Consider the following 19265-nt stretch of genomic DNA (forward strand, 5'->3'; position numbering starts at 1 on the left):
AAGGAATGAATATGGATAAGCTCAACCCTCCGTTGGCGCGAGGCGCCAGCTATTTGCTGATCTACCTGACGGCTTTCCAGCCGTTGCACCCGGCATTCGCTGCCGGCATCAACGTTGCCAACGGCAATACACAGGTACAGCAGGGTAATGTACCGGTAGTCAATATCGCTACGCCCAATGCGGCGGGCATTTCGCATAACAGCTATAAAGATTTTAACGTGGCAGCCCCCGGAGCTGTGTTGAACAACGCCACCGGCGGCGGTCAGTCGCAGTTGGCCGGGCAGTTGAATGCTAACGGCAATCTCAAAGGCAAGGCCGCGGAGCTGATCATCAACGAAGTCACCGGCGGCAGTCGTTCCGAGCTACAGGGCAAGCTCGAGGTGTTCGGCAACAAGGCCAACGTGATGATCGCCAACCCGAATGGCATCACCTGCGACGGCTGCGGCTTTATCAATGCGCCGGGCGTGACGTTGACCACCGGCAAACCGCAGTTCGACAAGCAGGGCGCGCTGGAAGCGCTGGAGGTGAAAAAAGGCGGCGTCACCATCGGCGGTAAAGGGCTGGACGGCAGCGGTGCCGACTACGTCGATATCATCAGCCGCGCCACCGAGCTGAACGGCAAGATCAACGCGCAAAATCTGTCGCTGACCCAGGGCGCCAACCGCGTCAGCTTCAAAGACGGCAGCATCAAACCGATTGCCGGTGAGGGGGCCAAACCGCAGTTGGCGGTCGATACCAAAGCGCTGGGCGGCATGTACGCCAACAAAATTCGCCTGGTGGCCAACGAGGATGGGGTGGGGGTGAACCTGAAAGACCTCACCAGCAAACAGCGGGATATTACGCTGAGCGTTAACGGTAACCTGGTGCTTAACGGCACCACGCACAGCAAGGGTGATCTTAATGTCAGCGCCAAGGGATTGCACATTACGCCGGGCGCTGTCGTGCAGGCGGACGGCAACGCCACGTTGGCGACGACGACGCTGGTGAATGACGGGCAAACCAGCACCAGCGGCGATATGCGTATCTTTGGCGACCATATCCGCAACGCGGGGGAAAACGCCAAGCTGCACGCCAATAAAAATATGTGGATCCAAAAGGATGCGCAGGGCAACAAGGCTAAATCCGTCGAGAACCGTTCGGCGAAAATCCTGACCAACAGCGGCGACTTGGTGATACGTGCCGAACAGGTTCGCAATAAAAGAGATGTCGAGAGTATTAGTAAAACTAAGCTAATACCGACATCAACTGATAAAAATATGCAAGTGGCGAACGTCATGGCAGAAACCGGTGATTATCCGGTAATTATTACCGCTGAGTTGACGTCGCCATTACCTGAAAAATGGTTTGGAAAAGCGGATTTTAGCAATATTGAGCGGGGGGTATTGGTTAACGACCAGCAGACTCGGTTTGATGTGGTGGGAAATTCAGCGCCTGCAGAGATCTCTTCTGGTAAGCACCTTTATATCTATGGAGATGAATTAGATAATAATAATAGTGTGTTGAGTGCTAATTTAGACCTTATTTTGACGGGGCGGCGCTTTATCAATACGCAAACTTCTACAGGCACATTATTGAATTACATTCGCTATATTCCTGATGAAAAATCCAATAAAGAACATGGGGGAGTGACATTTAATCCATTAACGGCTAAAGAGTTACGTATAACCAATTACTTTACCCGAGGTGATAGTGTTCAGGCTTGGCATTCTGTAGGCTACGTTTTACAGCGTATTAGTTTAAGTGCTGGAAAAAGTTTGGTGGCGGATTTCAAAGATAAAATAGAGATAAAAAACCAAACGCCAGAAGAAAATAAACCCTATGAAGTGAGAGCATTACAACGTCCTGAAACCTTAAAGGCGCAGAACATTGTTCTGCATGCTGCGAATATCATCAATACTGACATCATTCGTGCTGACGGCAATATCACCGCGATTGCCGAAGATCGGATTGTTCTTGGGCAAGGCATTTTGGCCGCCGGAAAAGAACTGTCTCTGACGGCAGTCAACGCTATCGACGCATGGCAAAGTGAGCTGAAAGGGCAGGACGTCACGTTAAACGCCAAAAACGGTGAGATAAAAATACATTCCAGTGAGAAACCTCACTACTTCCGCCCTGACGGTTCTCGCTGGTTGGGCAGCCTTGAGGCTTCACGCGATTTGTCTCTCACGGCTGGCAGCACCATTACGTTGCTGAATACGCTGTTGGCGCCGCAAAGCCGCAATATCGCCATGACGGCTAACGGCAGCATTGCAATCGTCAAAAACAGCGCGTTGTTGGAGGGGCCGCTATTAGGGGGGCCGGTTTCTCCGGCTAAACGGCAAGAATATTTCAACCAACTGTTGGCCAGTGGCCAAATAAGGGCAACGGGTTCGGTGCTGCTCAATAGCGGTGGCTATCTGGCGCTACGCGGCACCAAGATTAATGCGGACAAGGACGTTACGCTGTTAGCCGCCCATAACGCCGATCTTAACTACCGTGAGCTTGACGGCCGATTCAATGCGCTTTTCCCTGTGTCCCGCACGCCTGAACTGGGTAGCCAGGTACACGCCGGCGGCAATTTGCTGATTAACTCGGCTCGCGACATCGGCACCCAGGGTGGCGCGCTTTCCGCTAACGGCAACATCACGTTGCTGGCCGGGCAGAATTTATGGTTATCGAATCTGGCCTATTCCGCCATTGATGCCACCAACGACAACAATAAAGACGACCGCCATGTGGTCACTACTCTCAGCGCCGGGAAAAACCTGACTGCGGCGGCGAATAACCAACTGCTGACTTACGGCGCCAGGTTGACTTCGGGCGCCAATATGACGCTATCCTCCGGCGGCGATATGCGCTTCGAGGCGGTGCAAAACCACACTTACCGAGAAGGTGGCAACGAATTTACCGAAACTCGCACCCAGCAAGGGACCGAGCTGAATGCCGGCGGCCTTATGACGGTAATTTCCGGCGGCAGCATTCTCTTTCAGGCCACCAAACTCCTGTCTAAGGGACAACTTGGACAGATAGGTATTTCTATCGACCTGTCTGGGGTTGACTCTGCATTTTCAATGGCTGAACGCCGGGTTCAGGAGGCTAGGCAACGACTTGAACAGACGATAAATAATAGGACTAAGACCGAAAACCAACTAAATGCAAGTAAACACGCATTGGGTAGCGCACGTCAGCACCCTGATACCTTGTCGTTATTTGATGCTGCCGCACATCCAATTACGTCATCATCATCCCGGTTCGTTTCAGTGCCGGTTTATAGCGGAGGGGGCGTTCACTTTGACGCTTCGGCATTGATTGATAATCAGGCACACCTCGAGCGGTTATTACGAGAAGGGGGCCGGGCGTTTGTTAATAATGTCCTTCAATGGGGAGATGTCACTGCACCGACTCAAGACGGCGTCAAAGTCGGTAACGCGATAAAAGAAGCGACCATAGAAGAATATGACAAGATTCGTCAGCGTTTAATAGACCGCCAGAATGCGATAAATAACGCGCAAAGTGTGCTAAATGCATCCCAACATGCATTTGACCAGGCCCAGCAGCAGACTCTGCAACAGACGAAAGAAAAAAATGATGCCGAAAATCAACTTAATGTGGCTCTGGCAGCAAAACAGCGCCAACATGATGCGGAAAGACAACGTAAAGAGCAGGAAGATGCTCGAAATCGTGAACTGGCGATCCGCACCGGTTCCTTGGATATCGCCGCCAAGGGCGGCTATCTCTACGCCCAGGCGATGGAAGAGTCCAGCCACTACGAGAAAAAGGAAACCAAGCGCAAATGGTGGGGCAAGAAAACCGAGGTTAAGCAGACCCGCCATGACGTAACCAACAAGGTTACCGAGTTTACCGCCGCCGGCAATATCACGCTGATGAGCCGCGACGACAGCACCTATGAAGCCAGCAAAATCGCCGCCGGGCAAAACGCGCGCCTGACCAGCTCCCGTGGACAGGTTAACTTCCGCGCGGTGAAAAACACCTCTTTCGAACAGACCGTCAGCAATTCGAAAGGCTTCTTTATCAAGCAGGCCAATAAAGGGTACGAAGACAATAAGTGGGTGCTGCCGAGCATCCATACCGGTGGCGCCTTGACCGTAGAGGCCGCCAAGGGTGTTAGCGCCGATGTGAAGGTGAAAAACGGCCAGGCGCTGCAAAGCGCCATCGACGCCCTGGGCAATACGCCGGGCACCACCTGGGTCAAAGATCTGAACAAGCGCAACGACGTGCAGTGGAGCAAGGTCAAAGACGCTTACGACAGCTGGGATTACAAGAGCCAGCACCTGAACCCGGCGGTGGCGGCGGTGATCGCCATTGCGGCCGCGGCGGTGACCGCTGGCAGTTCACTGGCGGCCACGGCGGCTTCCAGCGTTTCCGGCGCCGTGGGCGGCGGGGCGATAACCAGCGGCGCGGTCACGGCCGGGATGTCTTCGCTGGCCTCCCAGGCGGCGGTGGCGCTGGTGGAGAACCAGGGCAACCTGTCGAAAACCCTGCAGGCGCTGGGCAGCAATGAAAACGTCAAGGCGACCGCCACGGCGATGGCGATCGGCGGCGCGCTCAACGGCTTCGACAGCGCGATGGGCTGGAGCAAGGACGCGGCGGGCAAACCGCTTAACCCGAACAGTGTTAAATTGCCGCAGCTGAGCAACGGCGACTGGAGCAAGGTGGCGCAGCGGGTGGCCGGGCAATCGGTCATCAGCTCCAGCCTGAATACCGCCATCAATGGTGGTAGCTTCAAGGACAACCTGACCAATGCGCTGCTGGCGAACATCGGCAGCCAGGTTCAAGCCGAAGGCGCCAACCTGATTGGGGATAACGGCGAAGTCCTGGGCGCGGCCGGGAAGTCAGTCAGCCATGCGGTTGTGGCGGGCATCGCCGCGGAAATCGGGCGCGGCGATGGTAAAGGGGCTGCAGCCGGGGCGCTGGCGGCGGAGCTGGCCGGCGTCGTTATGCAGAGCACGTTGTTCGAACCGGCCAATCTCAACGAAAAGGAACGCCAGCTCTATCGTCTGCAGGAAGCGTTAAACGGCAATGAAGTAAAAGAGCAAACGGCACGAGTAATCGGGGCTTTGACCGGGGCGTTGACAACACATACGCCGGAAGGCGCCTACAGTGCTGCAGACAGCGCGCAGTCGGTTTATCGCTACAACATGACCGAACATATGTTGATGCAGTATGCGCTGGATAATCAGAAAGACATTCTGGCCGCTGATAAAGGCGATGTTGCTGCGGCAAAACGTGTTGTGGCTCGCCGAGAGGCTGCCGCAATAGTGGCGACCGTCGGTGGTGGCGGTCTGGTACTTACTGCGGGGGGAATGACGCTGGTGGGCGCTGCGCCAGAATTGGTTCTGGCTGCAAGATTGGCGATTGCCGGTTGCAAAACCAACCCCGCGCTTTGCCTGAACCAAGCCGGTATTTATGCGGCAGATATTGTTGCACCAGAGGCCATCATTGGTACCGGTGCCGTAACCACCAGCAGCACATTGATTCTAGGTAAAACCGAAGACAGCGTGAGGAAGTTGAGCCGACAGCTGGTGAACGCTTCCGACGAATTATATAAAACAAAAACGTTCAACACTCAGCCGGTTGCCGATTTTATCAAAGGAGAAACAGCAGCCGGGGCGAATTTGTCGACTAAAACGGCAGATTATCTGCGAGACATGCAGAAAGCTAACACTAACCAGCTGGTCAAGGTGTTTGACCCGAAACAGAACGACAGTAAGCTGAATGTATTTGGTCAGCAGTTCGAGCAGGTATTAGGTGAGGGCGGCAGCAACAAGCAAGGTAATACAAAAGTGTTTGCCACTGAGAATTTATCGAAACAGGCGATCTTCGATTATGCGCAATCTCTTACCGGAGGGAAACCATTAATAGAAGTCAGAAAAGATGCACTATGGACGGTGGTTTTAAATGAAAAAACAGGTGAGAAATTAACTCTTAGGAGTGTGTCAAGTAGCCAGGAAGATACCAAAGCACGTTGGACGATTGATATCATAGATAATGAACAGCTGAATGCGCTTCAAGGTAAAGTGAAAAAAAGAGTAGAAATCAAATTTCGATGAGGGCAACCATGTTGTATAGCGATGATCAATACAAACTGTTTAGTGAAGAGTTGGACGGTGCTTCCATTGGAACCGTATGGTCAGCTATGAGAGCTGATAATTTTGATAGGAATACATTGTCCTACGAAGAAAAGAAAAACTATTTTTTCGAATTAATTCATCACTTTATGGCTGAAGGAAGAGTAAGGTTAGGCAAACATGGCCAATTCCTTGAGGGAGACATTGAAGAACAGGTAACACATTACAAAGCTGTATTCCCTAAGACAGAAGAGGAATGGAAAACAAAAAATGAAGACATTTGGTTCTATGAAGAGGAATGCCCTGGTGGCCTTGTCTGGATTCATGAAGACGGCTACCAAGATTGGACGTAGTTACTGATACTGTTAGTGGCGTGATAAGCTGTTAACCGGTGATAAAAAACCCGCAAAAGTGGGTTTTTTATTACGCAGTAATAAAAATAATGTGTTGATTTTATTGGTGTTTTAAAATAATTCGGTTTGCAATATATGCACATTGCAGAAGTATTCGCTTTGATAATGAATATGGCGCATATATCGCTCTGCAATATCTACGATGAAATTGGGTTTTTATCGTCCCCGCCCAGAAACCCGCAGCACCACCCCCACCAGCAGCAACGCGGCCCCCGAGGCATAGAGCGGGAACCAGCGTGTCCACCAGAGCGGGGAAAATAACTGAGTGCTATTGGGATCTGCAGGCGCGTAGCCGCTATAGGTATTCAGCCCGGCGGCGATGGCGAGCATCGTCAGGCCGATAAAAAGCAGCAGGTTTGAAACGGTCGTCATGGCATTTTTCCTTTGTAGAGGCAGAGGGTTACTCTTACTATCACTATTAATTATTTTTCGATTAATTATCTTGGGGAATATTATTCATTTTCTTATTAATCAGGCTATTTCCTGACGATAAAGAGCATCCCTTAATACTAGCTTCTTATTTCCCAATAAAAAACCCGCCTGGGCGGGTTTTCTCTTTTTCTCGCTAAGCGTCACTTCACCAGCGGCTTATCATTGGGCGTTTTGAACTTCGCCAGATATTGCGGCTGGAAGATGCACATGCGCAGCACGGTGCGGTATTCGCCGTTGACGAAGAACTCGTCGATCAGCTCGCCTTCCACGTTGAAGCCCAGCTTGCTGTAGATGTGGATCGCCTTCGGGTTCTCCTTGTCGACGATCAGGTACAGCTTATACAGGTTCAGCACCGAGAAGCCGTAGTCCATCGCCAGACGGGCGGCGGTGCTGGCGTAGCCTTTGCCCTGGTGGGCGGGATCGATGATGATCTGGAACTCAGCGCGGCGGTGGATGTGATCGATCTCCACCAGCTCCACCAGGCCGACCTTGGCGCCTTCGTGCTCGATGATAAAGCGACGCTCGCTCTGATCGTGGATGTGTTTGTCGTAGAGATCGGAAAGCTCGACAAAGGCTTCGTAGGGTTCTTCAAACCAATAGCGCATAACGCTGGCGTTGTTGTCCATCTGGTGGACGAACGACAGATCGTCCCGTTCCAATGGGCGTAACCTGACGCTGGCAGTGCTGGACATGTGGGCTCCTCTGTGCCGTGAAATTGTGCAAAGTATAACGTCCCGGGAAGGGGGAAGGCGAAAAAAAACGGCGCCGCACGGGCGCCGTTTAGGCAAGGTTCAGGCTGCGCGCATCAGTCGGCGGCGTGACCCTGCTCAGGCAGGCGTTCGCCGTCCAGCCAGGCGGCGCCATCGCGCATCGCCAGGCGGCCGTCGACGAACCAGCTCACTACCAGTGGATAGATCGTGTGTTCCTGGGTTTGCACCCGTTCAACCACGTCATCCTCTTCATCGTCAGCGAAAATCGGCACCTTGGCCTGCAAGATCACCGGGCCGCCGTCGAGCTGTTCGGTCACGAAGTGCACCGAGGTGCCGTGTTCGCTGTCGCCGTTGTCGATGGCCTGACGGTGGGTATGCAGCCCCGGGTATTTCGGCAGCAGGGAAGGGTGGATGTTCAGCATGCGGCCGGCATAGCGCTGCACGAACTGCGGGCTGAGGATGCGCATGTAGCCGGCCAGCACCACCAGATCGGGCTGATGTTGGTCGATGGCGTCCGCCAGCGCAGCGTCGAACGCCGCGCGATCGGCGTAAGCCTTGGCATCCAGCGCCTGGGCGGCGATGCCCGCCGCTTCGGCGCGTTGCAGGCCGTAAGCCTGCGCCTTGTTGCTGAACACCGCTACGATCTCGGCGGCGATGCGGCCCTGCTGGCAGGCGTCAATCAGCGCCTGGAGATTGCTCCCCTGGCCGGAGACCAACACCACGATCTTTTTCATCAGTTGATGACCACTTGTTGTTCGTCGGAAGAGGCGGTCAGTTTACCGATTTTCCACGCTTTTTCACCTGCCGCGGTCAGCAGCGCGATGGCCGATTCCACTTCGGCTTCCGGCAGGGCGATAACCATGCCTACGCCGCAGTTGAAGGTGCGGTACATTTCATGACGGCTGACGTTGCCGGCCTGCTGCAGCCAGGTGAACACCGCCGGCCACTGCCAGCTGGCTTCGTCGATCACCGCCTGCATGCCTTCCGGCAGCACGCGCGGAATGTTTTCCCAGAAGCCGCCGCCGGTGAGGTGAGCGATGGCGTGGACGTCCGCCTTCTCGATCAGCTCCAGCACGGACTTCACGTAAATCTTGGTCGGTGCCAGCAGGTGGTCGGCCAGCGGCTTGCCTTCCAGCTGAGTCACGGTCGGATCGGTGTTGCTCACTTCCAGGATTTTACGCACCAGCGAGTAGCCGTTGGAGTGCGGGCCGGAAGCGCCCAGGGCGATCAGCGCGTCGCCGGACTGCACTTTGCTGCCGTCGATGATCTCGGATTTTTCGACCACGCCGACGCAGAAACCAGCCACGTCGTAGTCTTCGCCGTGGTACATGCCCGGCATTTCAGCGGTTTCGCCGCCCACCAACGCACAGCCGGACTGTTTGCAGCCTTCGGCGATGCCGGTGATCACGCTGGCCGCAGTGTCTACGTCCAGTTTGCCGGTGGCGTAATAGTCGAGGAAGAACAGCGGCTCGGCGCCCTGAACCACCAGATCGTTGACGCACATCGCCACCAGATCGATGCCGATGGTGTCGTGGCGTTTCAGATCCATCGCCAGACGCAGCTTGGTGCCCACGCCGTCGGTACCGGAAACCAGCACCGGCTCGCGGTATTTCTGCGGCAACGCACACAGGGCGCCAAACCCGCCCAGACCGCCCATCACTTCCGGGCGACGGGTCTGTTTAACTACACCTTTGATGCGGTCTACCAATGCGTTGCCTGCATCGATATCGACACCTGCGTCTTTATAGCTGAGAGAGGTTTTGTCGGTCACTGCGCGATTCCCCACGACGATTTGCGGTTTGAAAACTGTGCTTCCGATGTTGATTCCGGAATAAGGCGCGGCAATTCTAACAGCGCAGGCAAACGTTTGCGAGCGGCTTGTGAACCGGCTCCGCTTTTTCGTCATCTATACTGATATTCAAACTTTTGTTGATCCCGATCGGGCTATTGTGGGTGGCGCGGCGAAAAAAAGGAGGTATAATCCCGCGATTTTTTTGGCCGCAACCACCTTAATAGGAGAAAAATGATGAAGATCGTTGAGGTGAAACACCCGCTGGTAAAACACAAGCTTGGCCTGATGCGCGAAAATGACATCAGCACCAAACGCTTCCGTGAGCTGGCCTCAGAAGTGGGTAGTTTACTGACCTATGAAGCGACCGCCGATCTGGAGACGGAAAAAGTCACCATCGAAGGCTGGTGCGGGCCAGTTGAAGTGGATCAGATCAAAGGGAAAAAGATTACCGTGGTGCCAATCCTGCGCGCAGGTCTGGGCATGATGGAAGGGGTGCTGGAGCATGTGCCGAGCGCGCGCATCAGCGTGGTGGGCGTATACCGCGACGAAGAAACCCTGGAGCCGGTGCCGTACTTCCAGAAGCTGGTTTCCAACATCGAAGAGCGCATGGCGCTGGTCGTCGACCCGATGCTGGCCACCGGCGGTTCGATGATCGCCACTATCGATCTGCTGAAAAAAGCCGGCTGCCACAGCATCAAGGTGCTGGTGCTGGTGGCGGCGCCGGAAGGCATCGCCGCGCTGGAGAAAGCGCACCCGGACGTTGAGCTGTACACCGCTTCCATCGATCAGTGCCTGAACGACAAGGGCTACATCGTGCCTGGCCTGGGCGATGCGGGCGACAAGATATTTGGTACCAAGTAAACATTTGAGCCGACTTAACGAGTCGGCTTTTTTATGCTCTTCGTCTTTCAAGCTACAGCGTTGTTGGCTGCAGGCAATAACCCCAGTCACTTATTTGATATAAGCTCCTGGGGATTATTGCCCTGGCCGCCTGGCTGTAACTTGAAATCCATTGAGCATAGACAATTCAGCTTGCATAACGATTAATGACTCAGAGGAAAAGCACACATGACCCGTCGCGCCATCGGCGTCAGCGAGCGCCCGCCGCTGCTCCAGACCATTCCGCTCAGCTTCCAGCACCTGTTCGCCATGTTCGGCGCCACCGTGCTGGTGCCTATCCTGTTCAAGATCAACCCGGCGACCGTACTGCTGTTCAACGGTATCGGCACGCTGCTGTATCTGTTCATCTGTAAAGGCAAGATCCCGGCCTATCTCGGTTCCAGCTTCGCGTTTATCTCGCCGGTGCTGCTGCTGTTGCCGCTCGGTTACGAAGTGGCGTTGGGCGGTTTCATCATGTGCGGCGTGCTGTTCTGCCTGGTGGCACTGATCGTGAAAAAGGCCGGCACCGGCTGGCTGGACGTGATGTTCCCGCCAGCGGCGATGGGGGCGATCGTTGCCGTCATCGGCCTGGAGTTGGCGGGCGTGGCGGCCAACATGGCGGGGCTGCTGCCGGCGGAAGGCGCCAGCGCCGACTCGACCACCATCACCATTTCTCTGGTGACGCTGGCGGTCACGGTGCTCGGCTCGGTGCTGTTCCGCGGCTTCCTGGCGATTATCCCGATCCTGATCGGCGTGCTGGTGGGCTATGCGCTGTCGTTCTTCATGGGCGTGGTGGATTTGACCCCGATCCGCGAGGCGCACTGGTTCGCACTGCCGACCTTCTACACCCCGCGCTTTGAGTGGTTCGCCATCTTCACCATCCTCCCGGCGGCGCTGGTGGTGATCGCCGAGCACGTCGGGCACCTGGTGGTGACCGCCAACATCGTGAAAAAAGATCTGATCCGCGATCCGGGCCTGCACCGCTCGATGTTCGCCAACGGTATCTCGACGGTGTTCTCCGGCTTCTTCGGCTCCACGCCAAACACCACCTACGGCGAGAATATCGGCGTGATGGCCATCACCAAGGTTTACAGCACCTGGGTGATCGGCGGCGCGGCGGTATTGGCTATCCTGCTGTCCTGCATCGGCAAGCTGGCGGCGGCGATCCAGGCGGTGCCGGTGCCGGTGATGGGCGGTGTTTCCCTGCTGCTGTACGGCGTGATCGGCGCCTCGGGCATTCGCGTGCTGATCGAATCCAAAGTGGATTACAACAAAGCGCAAAACCTGATTTTGACCTCGGTGATTCTGATCATCGGCGTGAGCGGCGCCAAGGTGCACATCGGCGCGGCGGAGCTGAAAGGCATGGCGCTGGCGACCATCGTCGGCATCGGCCTGAGCCTGCTGTTCAAGGTCATCAGCCTGTTCCGCAAGGAAGAAGAGGTGCTTGACGCGCCGGACGAACCGGCCGAGCAGAAGTAACGAAAAGGGCAGCCCGTGGGCTGCCCTTTTGATAGGTCATTCGCCTTAGCTGCGAATTTTGCGGTACACGAACAGCACCACGATGGCGCCGATGACCGCCACCACGAAGCTGCCGAAGTTGAAGCCGTCAACCTTGCCGTAGCCGAAGAAGGTGCTGATATAGCCGCCGACCACGGCACCGACGATCCCCAGCACAACGGTCAGGATAAAGCCGCCGCCGTCTTTGCCGGGCATGATCCACTTAGCCAAAATACCGGCGATCAGGCCGAAGATAATCCAGGAAATAATCCCCATTTACTGCTCCTCTCTTGGTGGCTGAGTATGGCTTACTGCTGGGTGGCCGGCTGTGTATTGCCGTTCACCGCCGCATCGGTCTCTTGTTTCAACTCTTGCGCTTTGTTTTCGGCGCTGTTCTTGATGGCTTCGGTTTTCGCCTTGGCCTGCTCGGTCAGATCGTTGGCGCCGTTGATGGCGTCATTCTTGATGGCCTTGGCCTGATCCACCAACTGCTGGCTCTGCTTGCCGGCGTCATCTTTGAGCGCGGCGGCTTTGGCCTTGGCGTCGTTGGTGATGGCGTCCGCTTGCTTGGCGGCTTCATCTTTAATCGCCGAGGCTTTGTCCTTCAGCTGGTCAGCCTGCGTGGCGGCCTCTTTTTTGATTTCATCCGCCGTCGCTTTTGCCTTGTCCGTCAGATCGTCCGCTTTTTTCTGGGCGGCGTCTTTCATCTGCTCGGCGCTGTCTTTGGCTTTATCCAGGTTGGCGTCAACCTTGGAGGAGTCATCACAGCCGGCAACCAACAACCCGATAAAGGAGGCTAACAGCACTTTATTCCATACTTTCATCGTCTATATCCTTGCAGAAACCTTGTTGATGGTGATTGCGTTTTGCCTACCTATACTAGGTCAGGTTTTACTTAAATTACAAATTTAACCTGCGTAGGCATGGGGTTAGGGTTTGATATCAGACTATTCTTGCCGGTGAGGGAGCCGCAATCGATTAAACGACGCTAAGGCATTGCTCACTATTGCGGCATAAGATCCTGCCGGTTCAACAGCGGCCGTTTTCTGTGTTAAACTGCCCGCGTTTTTCTGCCAGTTTTGGTTGAGGTGCTTCTCTGAATACGCCGGCACAGCTTTCACTGCCACTTTATCTTCCCGATGATGAAACTTTCGCCAGTTTTTATCCGGGCGAGAACCCATCCCTATTAGCCGCGATCCAATCCGCCGTCCGTCAGGAACATGGCAGCTATATCTATTTTTGGTCGCGTGAAGGCGGCGGGCGCAGCCATTTGCTGCATGCGGCCTGCGCCGAGCTTTCGCAGAAAGGGGAAGCGGTGGGCTATGTGCCGCTCGACAAGCGCGCTTACTTCGTGCCTGAAGTGTTGGACGGCATGGAGCAGCTGGCGCTGGTCTGCATCGATAACATCGAGTGCATCGCCGGCGATGAAGAGTGGGAGATGGCGATCTTCAACCTCTATAACCGCATTCTGGAAACCGGCCGCACCCGTCTGTTCATCACCGGGGATCGCCCGCCGCGCCAACTGAACCTGCGTTTGCCGGATCTGGCTTCGCGTCTGGACTGGGGGCAGATCTACAAGCTGCAGCCGCTGTCGGACGAAGAGAAACTGCTGGCGCTGCAGCTGCGCGGCAAGCTGCGCGGCTTCGAGCTGCCGGAAGACGTGGGTCGCTTCCTGCTGAAGCGGCTGGATCGCGAGATGCGCACGCTGTTTATGACCCTCGATCAGCTCGATCGCGCCTCGATCACCGCCCAGCGCAAGCTGACCATCCCGTTCGTTAAAGAGATTCTGGGGCTGTAACGAGCCATCAAGCCTGTTTTTCTGCGTGTTCCAGCAGGGAGCAGTAGTGCTCAACCTGCTGGCGTTGCCGATCGCCGCGCAGTTGCAAAGCGAGGTTGATGTGTTCCAGACACTGCGCATTGTCTGCGAGCCTTGGGTCGATTTTCCCCTGTTGTGCCAACCAGGCCGCCACATCAGCCCAGCGCCATAGCGGTGAGGTACCGCCGAGCCGTTGAACCGGGGAAGGGAAACCGCCGGGGCCGCGAGTACCGTCTTTTAACATGGCGATTGCCTGACGAGACAGTTCAGTAAGCTCGGCAATATCGCTTACCCCTACCAGGCTGGAATCCACCGATATCACGTTGGCGCCAATATTTGCCGATTCAATATCGCTGATGGCGCTGCAAATGGCGTGGGCAAAGTTATCGCTTTCTCGATCAAATTCCAGATAGACGGCTTTACCGTAGAAACAGATTAGCGCGTCATCGCATCCTGCCGCAAACAGCGCATCCTCCAGCCCGGCGGTGTCGGCGTTGACCCCGCTCAACGTCAATGAGAAGTGATAGAGCGTCATGGTGATTCTCCGGCTATTTTTTCTGTGGCAGCGCCAGGCAGTGATCGGCTTTACGCCGGATCTATTTGGCATGCAGCTCTGGGTTTTTCGGCGTGCTCCAGATGCTCATCATATGTTCTTGGTGCCCGGCAAAGGCACAATGCAGCCGGCCAAAAGCATGTCCCCTGCCTGGGCGAAAATGCCAGCCCTGAGAAAGGGCGTAAGCTAACGCCGCCTGGATGTGCTTGTCTGGGTGTTTTTTCATCGCTCGTCCAGTGATGCGATCAGGGTAGATGGGGTGTTGACGGTTGTCAACGCTTGTGTCACCGTGAGACTTGGCGTTTGCGCAGCATAGCAGCAGGAGAGGGCGATGATGACGAAAAATATTTATATAACAAGCAATTAAAAATAGCCCTGTTCAGGGCTATTGGTATTTTGCGGTTCAATAAGAGACTTGCCGGACGATTATAAAATCTCCAGCACCTGCTCCGGCGGGCGGCCGATGCGCGCCTTGCTGCCTTTCACCACAATCGGGCGCTCGATCAGTTTCGGATTCGCCGTCATCGCCGCCAGCAGCTGCTCTTCGCTCAGGCTTTCGTCCGCCAGCTTCAACTCCTTGTACAGGTCTTCTTTTTTACGCATCAGATCGCGCGCCGATGCGAAGCCCAGTTCCTTCAACAGCTTTTTCAGCTCATCGACCGTAGGGGGCGTATCGAGGTACAGCACCACCTTGGGCTCGACGCCGTGCTGCTCCAGCAGCGCCAGGGTTTCACGGCTCTTGGAGCAGCGCGGGTTGTGGTAAATCGTGACGTTTTTCATGGCGTTCATTCCTTGTTGAATCAGCTGCGCTGGTATTGGCGGAAGCGCTGTTGCAGTTGGCGCAGCTGGTCGATGCGCGCATCGTAGCGCGCCTGTTTCAGGCTGCCGAGTTTCTGCAGCGAGCTGGCGTTGCTGAGCAGGCCGATGGCCTGATCGAGTCGGCCGGTCAGCGCCAGGCTTTCCGCGCGGGCCGACAGCTCCTCATCACGCAGCCCCTGAGCGGCGCTGGCCTGCGCCAGCAGATCCCACCCGTTCGGATCGTCCGGATGGGCAAAGGTGTAGCGGTTCAGGATCTTCGACGCCTGCGCCGGCTGATTGCCTTCGACATAGGCGTTGGCCAGGTTGAGCTGCAGCACCGGATTGTTGTTCTGGGCGGCGTTGGCCGCCTGCAGGCGGGCGATGGCCTGCGGTGCGCGTTTCTGGCCGAGATCGATATCGGTCATCAGGTCGATCAGCCAGACGTTTTTCGCATCCTGCGCCAGCATCGGCTGAATGATGTTGCGCGCGTCGTCGTATTTTTTCGCTTCATAGAACAGAATGGCGCGGCCGTATTTGGCGGCTGCCTGTTCACGCACATTGCCTCTGCTGAGCGAGCCGAGCAGCTCTTCGTTCAGGCCGTAACCTTCCGAGCTGTACATGCCCAGGGAGCGCACCTTGGCCATCAGGTAGTCTTGCGAAGACTGCACGATGTGTTTCGGCATCTGGTTGGCGCGGTTGCGCGCGTCGGAGAGGCGGCTGTCCGGCAACGGGTGGGTCAGCAACATTTCCGGCGGCTTGGAAGCGTAGCGCGACTGATCCGAAAGCTTCTGCAGGAAGTCGGGCATCGCTTCCGGATCGAAACCGGCGCGCTGCAGCACCTGAATGCCGATGCGGTCGGCTTCCTGTTCGTTCGATTGGGTAAAGCTGATCATGCCTTGCTGGGTGCCGGCCAGGGTGCCGCTCAGCGCCGCCATGCCCATGGTCGGGTTGGCCATCGCCAGCAGGATGGAACCGAGCGCACCCACCCAGGTCAGCGGGGCGTTGCGCTGCTGATCTTCCATGGCGCGCGCCAGGTGGCGTTGGGTGACGTGCGAGATTTCGTGCGCCAGCACCGAAGCCAGCTGGCTTTCGTTGTCGCTGACGCGGAACAGCGCGGAGTGCAGCACCACGTTGCCGCCGAAGAAGGCGAAGGCGTTGATCTCATCGTTGCGCACCAGATAGAAATGGAACGGCGTGCGCACCGAATAGGCGCTGGCCACCAGCCGGTTGCCAAGCTGATTGATGTACTGACTCAGCAGCGGATCGTTGATCAGCGGGGCGCTGGCGCGCAGTTGGCGCACGTAGAAATCACCCATCGCCAGCTCTTGTCCGATGCTCAGGGTGCCGCCGGCGGAGGTGCCCATGTCCGGCAACTGGTCCTGGCTTTCCGCCTGTGCTGGCGCCAGGGCGGTGGCGTTCAGCGTGCCGAGCAGCAGCACCGCTAACGCGGTTTTGGTCAACCGGTTGGTCATAGTCAGGCGTTTCCCTTAAATAATCATTTCTAAGACGTCAGCAGCAGACAAGAGTTCTTTATTCCCACCGCGCAATCCGCATGAAAGTGCGGCGGTTCACAAACCGCGGCGGCGGCGCTCATCACATCATAGTCAGCCGCCGCCGACAAGGAAACGTTAGCCGGGCGCGAATCGGGCAAAAATGTTTTATTTTTCATTTCGAAGGACGTTTTCTTCGCCGTCAGCCGAACGAATTGCCAATAAAACGCGGACAAAGTTGATCTGTGTTTTATTGACAAGATAAACGCAGACTCATATAGTCTGCGTTATTGAAGATTCACTGACGATCGAAACGGACATATGGCGTACATCACAACCAGCGTTGAATATGGCATCCACTGCCTGCTGTGGCTGGTCGGCGATAACCAGCGCGCGCTCAGCAGCCGCGAACTCGCTGAGCTGCAGGGCATCTCCCCCAGCTTTCTGGCCAAGATTTTCCCCAAGCTGGAAAAGGCGGGGATCGTCGCCGCCAGCGAAGGGGTGCGCGGCGGTTACCGGCTGGCGCGTCCGGCGGACGAGATCAGCTTTCTGGCGATCATCGACGCCATCGAGGGGCACAAGCCGCTGTTCGATTGCCAGGAGGTGCGCGGGCGCTGCGCGGTGTTCGATGATTCCCCGCCGGATTGGGCTGTCTCCGGCAAATGCGCTATTCATGCGGTGATGCTGCAGGCGGAGAAGGCGATGCGCGATGCGCTGGCGGCGCAGACTCTCGGCGACGTCGCCGCCCGCTTTGGCCGCAAGGCGCCGCAGGGCTTCTTCGGTGAAGTCAACGTCTGGCTCGACGAGCGCATGACGGAGCGCACCGCGCGCAGCGGCAAAACGGCGCGCGCCAAGACCTAAGCTCCGCCTTTCCTTTAAGAAAGCAAACACACTTATTCCCGCCTCCTCGGAAGGGGCGGGCGGGCCTTCTGCACCCTGTTACGGGAGCGGAACGGCATCGTTCATCCGAAAAAACTGCGGGCAAGCCTTATCGCCCGGTTAACCCTGTATGAAGGAGTCATCCCATGACGCAGAAAATAGTGATTGCCGGTTCCGGTTTTGCCGGTTTTTGGGCCGCCGTGTCCGCCATGCGCGCCATTACCCTCGCCGGTAAGCATGACGATATCGAGGTGCTCATGGTCTCGCCGACGCCAACGGTCACCATCCGCCCGCGCCTGTATGAAGCGGTGTTGGAAAACATGAACCCGGACATTTCCGCTCAGCTCGCCGCCGTTGGCGTGCGGCATCTGGCCGGAACGGTCGAAAGCATCGATGCCGCCGCCAAAACGCTCACGGTGGCGCCGGTGGCGGGAGAATGCCTTGAATTGGCCTACGACCGCCTGGTGTGGGCCACCGGCAGCCGGCTTGCCGTTCCTGCGGTGCCGGGCTTTGCCGAATACGGGTTCAACGTCGATACGCTGGCAAGCGCGCAGCGTTTGGACGCCCATATCAAAGCGCTGGCGGCCAAACCTTCGACGCCGGCGCGCAACACCGCCGTGGTGGTGGGCGCGGGGCTGACCGGCCTGGAGAGCGCGGCGGAGATGCCGCAAAGGTTGCGCGATGCGCTGGGCAAAGATGAGAAGGTGCGCGTGGTGATCGTCGATACCGCACCGGAAGTGGGCGCCGGAATGGGCGAAGAGCCGGGGGCGGTGATACGACAGGCGCTGACCGAGTGCGGCGTGGAAATGCGGGCCGGCCTGCGCGTCTCGGCTATCGACGCCGAGGGAGCCACGCTGTCGAACGGCGAACGCATCGCCGCCAACACGGTGATCCTGGCGGCGGGCGTGCGGGCGCATCCGCTGACCGAGCAGATCCCCGGCGAGCGCGACGGCAGCGGCCGGGTGATCGGCGACGCCTTCCTGCGCGCGCCGGCGGCGGCGGGCATTTTCGTGACCGGTGATACGGTAAAAGCGGCGACCGACGATCTTGGCAATCACAACCTGATGACCTGCCAGCATGCGCTGAGCCTTGGCCGCGTCGCCGGCCACAATGCGGCGGCGGAGCTGGCGGGGTTGCCGACGCATCCGTACAGCCAGCCGAAGTATGTGACCTGCCTGGATCTGGGGCCCTGGGGCGCGCTCTATACCGAAGGCTGGCAGCGCCAGGTGCGCTTTACCCGCCAGGAAGGCAAAAAGATTAAGCAGGAGATCAACACGCAGTGGATTTACCCACCGGCGGCGGATCGCGAGGCATTGTTTGCCGTCGCCAATCCGGATTTCGTGATTGTGCCTTAAAGGGAAGTAAAAACGGGAGCGGCAGCGCTCCCGTCGTCATTTGCCCAGCGGCAGGAATGAACGCTCCGGCACCACGGTTTTCATCACCAGCGTCGAGCTCAGGCGCTGCACGCCAGGCAGGGCGGAGAGCTTCTCGTCGTAAAGCTGCTGAAACGCGGGGAGATCGCGGGCGATGACGTGCAGCAGATAGTCCGGATCGCCGAACAGCCGCTGTGCCTGTACCACCTGGGGAATGTCCACCATGGCATTTTCGAAGGTTTCGACGGCGCGGCGATCGCCTTCGCGCATGGTGACGAACACCAGAGCAGAAAAGTTATAGCCCAGGCTGCCGGGATCGAGCTGGGCGCGGTAACCCCTGATCACGCCGGACTCTTCTAACGCGCGCACCCGGCGGTGGCAGGGGGAGACGCTCAACCCGATCCGCTCGGCCAGCTCGGTCACCGACAAACGGCCGTCAACCTGCAATTCAGCAAGAATTTTGCGATCAATCTTATCCATTTGGAAAAATTTCCCCGTTTGCACCGATTTCAGGCAAGTAATTGAAAGCACATTTTAACGCCTTGAGGATATTCTTGCCATCTGT

At 56.8% G+C, this 19265-nt stretch carries 18 protein-coding genes; 7 read left to right on the plus strand and 11 right to left on the minus strand.

The genetic code is table 11. The features are described 5' to 3' along the window. Nucleotides 1-11: 11 nt before the first annotated feature. Nucleotides 12-6050 (plus strand): DUF637 domain-containing protein, encoded by a 6039-nt coding sequence (locus GKN89_RS18900; RefSeq protein ID WP_154747542.1) that lies wholly within the window; start codon nucleotides 12-14, stop codon nucleotides 6048-6050. 8 nt (nucleotides 6051-6058) lie between these two features. Next, nucleotides 6059-6421 (plus strand): DUF596 domain-containing protein, encoded by a 363-nt coding sequence (locus tag GKN89_RS18905; RefSeq protein WP_154747543.1) that lies wholly within the window; start codon nucleotides 6059-6061, stop codon nucleotides 6419-6421. Nucleotides 6422-6637: 216 nt separating this feature from the next. Here GKN89_RS18905 and GKN89_RS18910 read toward each other — a convergent pair whose 3' ends face one another. The 4 genes from GKN89_RS18910 to purM form a co-directional block, all read right to left on the minus strand. Continuing rightward, nucleotides 6638-6853 (minus strand): hypothetical protein, encoded by a 216-nt coding sequence (locus tag GKN89_RS18910; protein WP_154747544.1) that lies wholly within the window; start codon nucleotides 6851-6853, stop codon nucleotides 6638-6640. A gap of 200 nt (nucleotides 6854-7053) precedes the next feature. Next, nucleotides 7054-7605, minus strand: a complete 552-nt coding sequence (speG, locus tag GKN89_RS18915) for a spermidine N1-acetyltransferase (protein WP_004941631.1) — start codon at nucleotides 7603-7605, stop codon at nucleotides 7054-7056. A gap of 113 nt (nucleotides 7606-7718) precedes the next feature. Further along, nucleotides 7719-8357: a phosphoribosylglycinamide formyltransferase gene (gene purN / locus GKN89_RS18920; protein ID WP_063990481.1), complete on the minus strand. Its 639-nt coding sequence runs from the start codon at nucleotides 8355-8357 to the stop codon at nucleotides 7719-7721. Then, the gene (gene purM / locus GKN89_RS18925; protein WP_370520235.1) at nucleotides 8357-9394 is read right to left on the minus strand and encodes a phosphoribosylformylglycinamidine cyclo-ligase; all 1038 of its coding nucleotides are present in this window, start codon (nucleotides 9392-9394) and stop codon (nucleotides 8357-8359) included. The genes purN and purM overlap by 1 nt, the downstream gene beginning before the upstream one ends. Before the next feature lie 255 nt (nucleotides 9395-9649). Between purM and upp the strand changes: the two genes are divergently transcribed. Together upp and uraA are read left to right on the plus strand one after the other, a co-directional pair. Next, nucleotides 9650-10276 carry a uracil phosphoribosyltransferase gene (gene upp / locus GKN89_RS18930; RefSeq protein ID WP_004941642.1) on the plus strand — a complete coding sequence of 209 codons (627 nt, stop codon included), beginning with the start codon at nucleotides 9650-9652 and terminating at the stop codon, nucleotides 10274-10276. A gap of 207 nt (nucleotides 10277-10483) precedes the next feature. Then, complete coding sequence (gene uraA, locus GKN89_RS18935) at nucleotides 10484-11773, plus strand: uracil permease (protein ID WP_004941645.1); 1290 nt, start codon at nucleotides 10484-10486, stop codon at nucleotides 11771-11773. Nucleotides 11774-11818: 45 nt separating this feature from the next. On the opposite strand, the gene GKN89_RS18940 is transcribed toward uraA, so the two are convergent. After that, complete coding sequence (locus tag GKN89_RS18940; protein ID WP_004941647.1) at nucleotides 11819-12067, minus strand: GlsB/YeaQ/YmgE family stress response membrane protein; 249 nt, start codon at nucleotides 12065-12067, stop codon at nucleotides 11819-11821. A gap of 32 nt (nucleotides 12068-12099) precedes the next feature. Continuing rightward, on the minus strand, nucleotides 12100-12615 hold the full coding sequence (locus GKN89_RS18945; protein WP_154747545.1) for an E3 ubiquitin--protein ligase: 516 nt from the start codon (nucleotides 12613-12615) through the stop codon (nucleotides 12100-12102). Nucleotides 12616-12887: 272 nt separating this feature from the next. On the opposite strand from GKN89_RS18945, the gene hda reads away from it, so the two are divergent. Then, nucleotides 12888-13589 carry a DnaA inactivator Hda gene (gene hda / locus GKN89_RS18950; protein WP_025159568.1) on the plus strand — a complete coding sequence of 234 codons (702 nt, stop codon included), beginning with the start codon at nucleotides 12888-12890 and terminating at the stop codon, nucleotides 13587-13589. Nucleotides 13590-13596: 7 nt separating this feature from the next. Here hda and GKN89_RS18955 read toward each other — a convergent pair whose 3' ends face one another. The 4 genes from GKN89_RS18955 to GKN89_RS18970 all read right to left on the minus strand — a co-directional run bounded on the left by GKN89_RS18955 (nucleotide 13597) and on the right by GKN89_RS18970 (nucleotide 16430). Then, a complete protein-coding gene (locus tag GKN89_RS18955) occupies nucleotides 13597-14142 on the minus strand; it encodes an AlpA family transcriptional regulator (protein WP_063919862.1) in 546 nt (181 codons plus the stop codon). Nucleotides 14143-14203: 61 nt separating this feature from the next. Beyond that, nucleotides 14204-14386, minus strand: a complete 183-nt coding sequence (locus GKN89_RS18960) for a hypothetical protein (protein WP_154747546.1) — start codon at nucleotides 14384-14386, stop codon at nucleotides 14204-14206. Nucleotides 14387-14586: 200 nt separating this feature from the next. Continuing rightward, entirely contained in the window at nucleotides 14587-14940 is a 354-nt protein-coding gene (arsC, locus tag GKN89_RS18965) for an arsenate reductase (glutaredoxin) (RefSeq protein WP_019452429.1), read from the minus strand. A gap of 20 nt (nucleotides 14941-14960) precedes the next feature. Then, nucleotides 14961-16430: a M48 family metallopeptidase gene (locus GKN89_RS18970; RefSeq protein WP_063919860.1), complete on the minus strand. Its 1470-nt coding sequence runs from the start codon at nucleotides 16428-16430 to the stop codon at nucleotides 14961-14963. Nucleotides 16431-16769: 339 nt separating this feature from the next. Between GKN89_RS18970 and GKN89_RS18975 the strand changes: the two genes are divergently transcribed. Together GKN89_RS18975 and GKN89_RS18980 are read left to right on the plus strand one after the other, a co-directional pair. Continuing rightward, complete coding sequence (locus GKN89_RS18975) at nucleotides 16770-17309, plus strand: Rrf2 family transcriptional regulator (protein WP_019452431.1); 540 nt, start codon at nucleotides 16770-16772, stop codon at nucleotides 17307-17309. Nucleotides 17310-17473: 164 nt separating this feature from the next. Beyond that, nucleotides 17474-18682 carry an NAD(P)/FAD-dependent oxidoreductase gene (locus GKN89_RS18980; protein WP_154747547.1) on the plus strand — a complete coding sequence of 403 codons (1209 nt, stop codon included), beginning with the start codon at nucleotides 17474-17476 and terminating at the stop codon, nucleotides 18680-18682. 36 nt (nucleotides 18683-18718) lie between these two features. Here GKN89_RS18980 and GKN89_RS18985 read toward each other — a convergent pair whose 3' ends face one another. Beyond that, nucleotides 18719-19180: an Lrp/AsnC family transcriptional regulator gene (locus tag GKN89_RS18985; RefSeq protein ID WP_019452433.1), complete on the minus strand. Its 462-nt coding sequence runs from the start codon at nucleotides 19178-19180 to the stop codon at nucleotides 18719-18721. Nucleotides 19181-19265: the final 85 nt, after the last annotated feature.

The organism is Serratia sp. YC16 (assembly GCF_009707615.1).
GTDB classification, from domain to species: domain Bacteria; phylum Pseudomonadota; class Gammaproteobacteria; order Enterobacterales; family Enterobacteriaceae; genus Serratia; species Serratia surfactantfaciens.

Excerpts from the sequence above, each read along its gene's own strand:
- GKN89_RS18900 (WP_154747542.1), top strand. The coding sequence starts at position 12 with ATGGATAAGCTCAACCCTCCGTTGGCGCGAGGCGCCAGCTATTTGCTG.
- GKN89_RS18905 (WP_154747543.1), top strand. The coding sequence starts at position 6,059 with ATGTTGTATAGCGATGATCAATACAAACTGTTTAGTGAAGAGTTGGAC.
- GKN89_RS18910 (WP_154747544.1), bottom strand. The coding sequence starts at position 6,853 with ATGACGACCGTTTCAAACCTGCTGCTTTTTATCGGCCTGACGATGCTC.
- speG (WP_004941631.1), bottom strand. The coding sequence starts at position 7,605 with ATGTCCAGCACTGCCAGCGTCAGGTTACGCCCATTGGAACGGGACGAT.
- purN (WP_063990481.1), bottom strand. The coding sequence starts at position 8,357 with ATGAAAAAGATCGTGGTGTTGGTCTCCGGCCAGGGGAGCAATCTCCAG.
- upp (WP_004941642.1), top strand. The coding sequence starts at position 9,650 with ATGAAGATCGTTGAGGTGAAACACCCGCTGGTAAAACACAAGCTTGGC.
- uraA (WP_004941645.1), top strand. The coding sequence starts at position 10,484 with ATGACCCGTCGCGCCATCGGCGTCAGCGAGCGCCCGCCGCTGCTCCAG.
- GKN89_RS18940 (WP_004941647.1), bottom strand. The coding sequence starts at position 12,067 with ATGGGGATTATTTCCTGGATTATCTTCGGCCTGATCGCCGGTATTTTG.
- GKN89_RS18945 (WP_154747545.1), bottom strand. The coding sequence starts at position 12,615 with ATGAAAGTATGGAATAAAGTGCTGTTAGCCTCCTTTATCGGGTTGTTG.
- GKN89_RS18955 (WP_063919862.1), bottom strand. The coding sequence starts at position 14,142 with ATGACGCTCTATCACTTCTCATTGACGTTGAGCGGGGTCAACGCCGAC.
- GKN89_RS18960 (WP_154747546.1), bottom strand. The coding sequence starts at position 14,386 with ATGAAAAAACACCCAGACAAGCACATCCAGGCGGCGTTAGCTTACGCC.
- arsC (WP_019452429.1), bottom strand. The coding sequence starts at position 14,940 with ATGAAAAACGTCACGATTTACCACAACCCGCGCTGCTCCAAGAGCCGT.
- GKN89_RS18970 (WP_063919860.1), bottom strand. The coding sequence starts at position 16,430 with ATGACCAACCGGTTGACCAAAACCGCGTTAGCGGTGCTGCTGCTCGGC.
- GKN89_RS18975 (WP_019452431.1), top strand. The coding sequence starts at position 16,770 with ATGGCGTACATCACAACCAGCGTTGAATATGGCATCCACTGCCTGCTG.
- GKN89_RS18980 (WP_154747547.1), top strand. The coding sequence starts at position 17,474 with ATGACGCAGAAAATAGTGATTGCCGGTTCCGGTTTTGCCGGTTTTTGG.
- GKN89_RS18985 (WP_019452433.1), bottom strand. The coding sequence starts at position 19,180 with ATGGATAAGATTGATCGCAAAATTCTTGCTGAATTGCAGGTTGACGGC.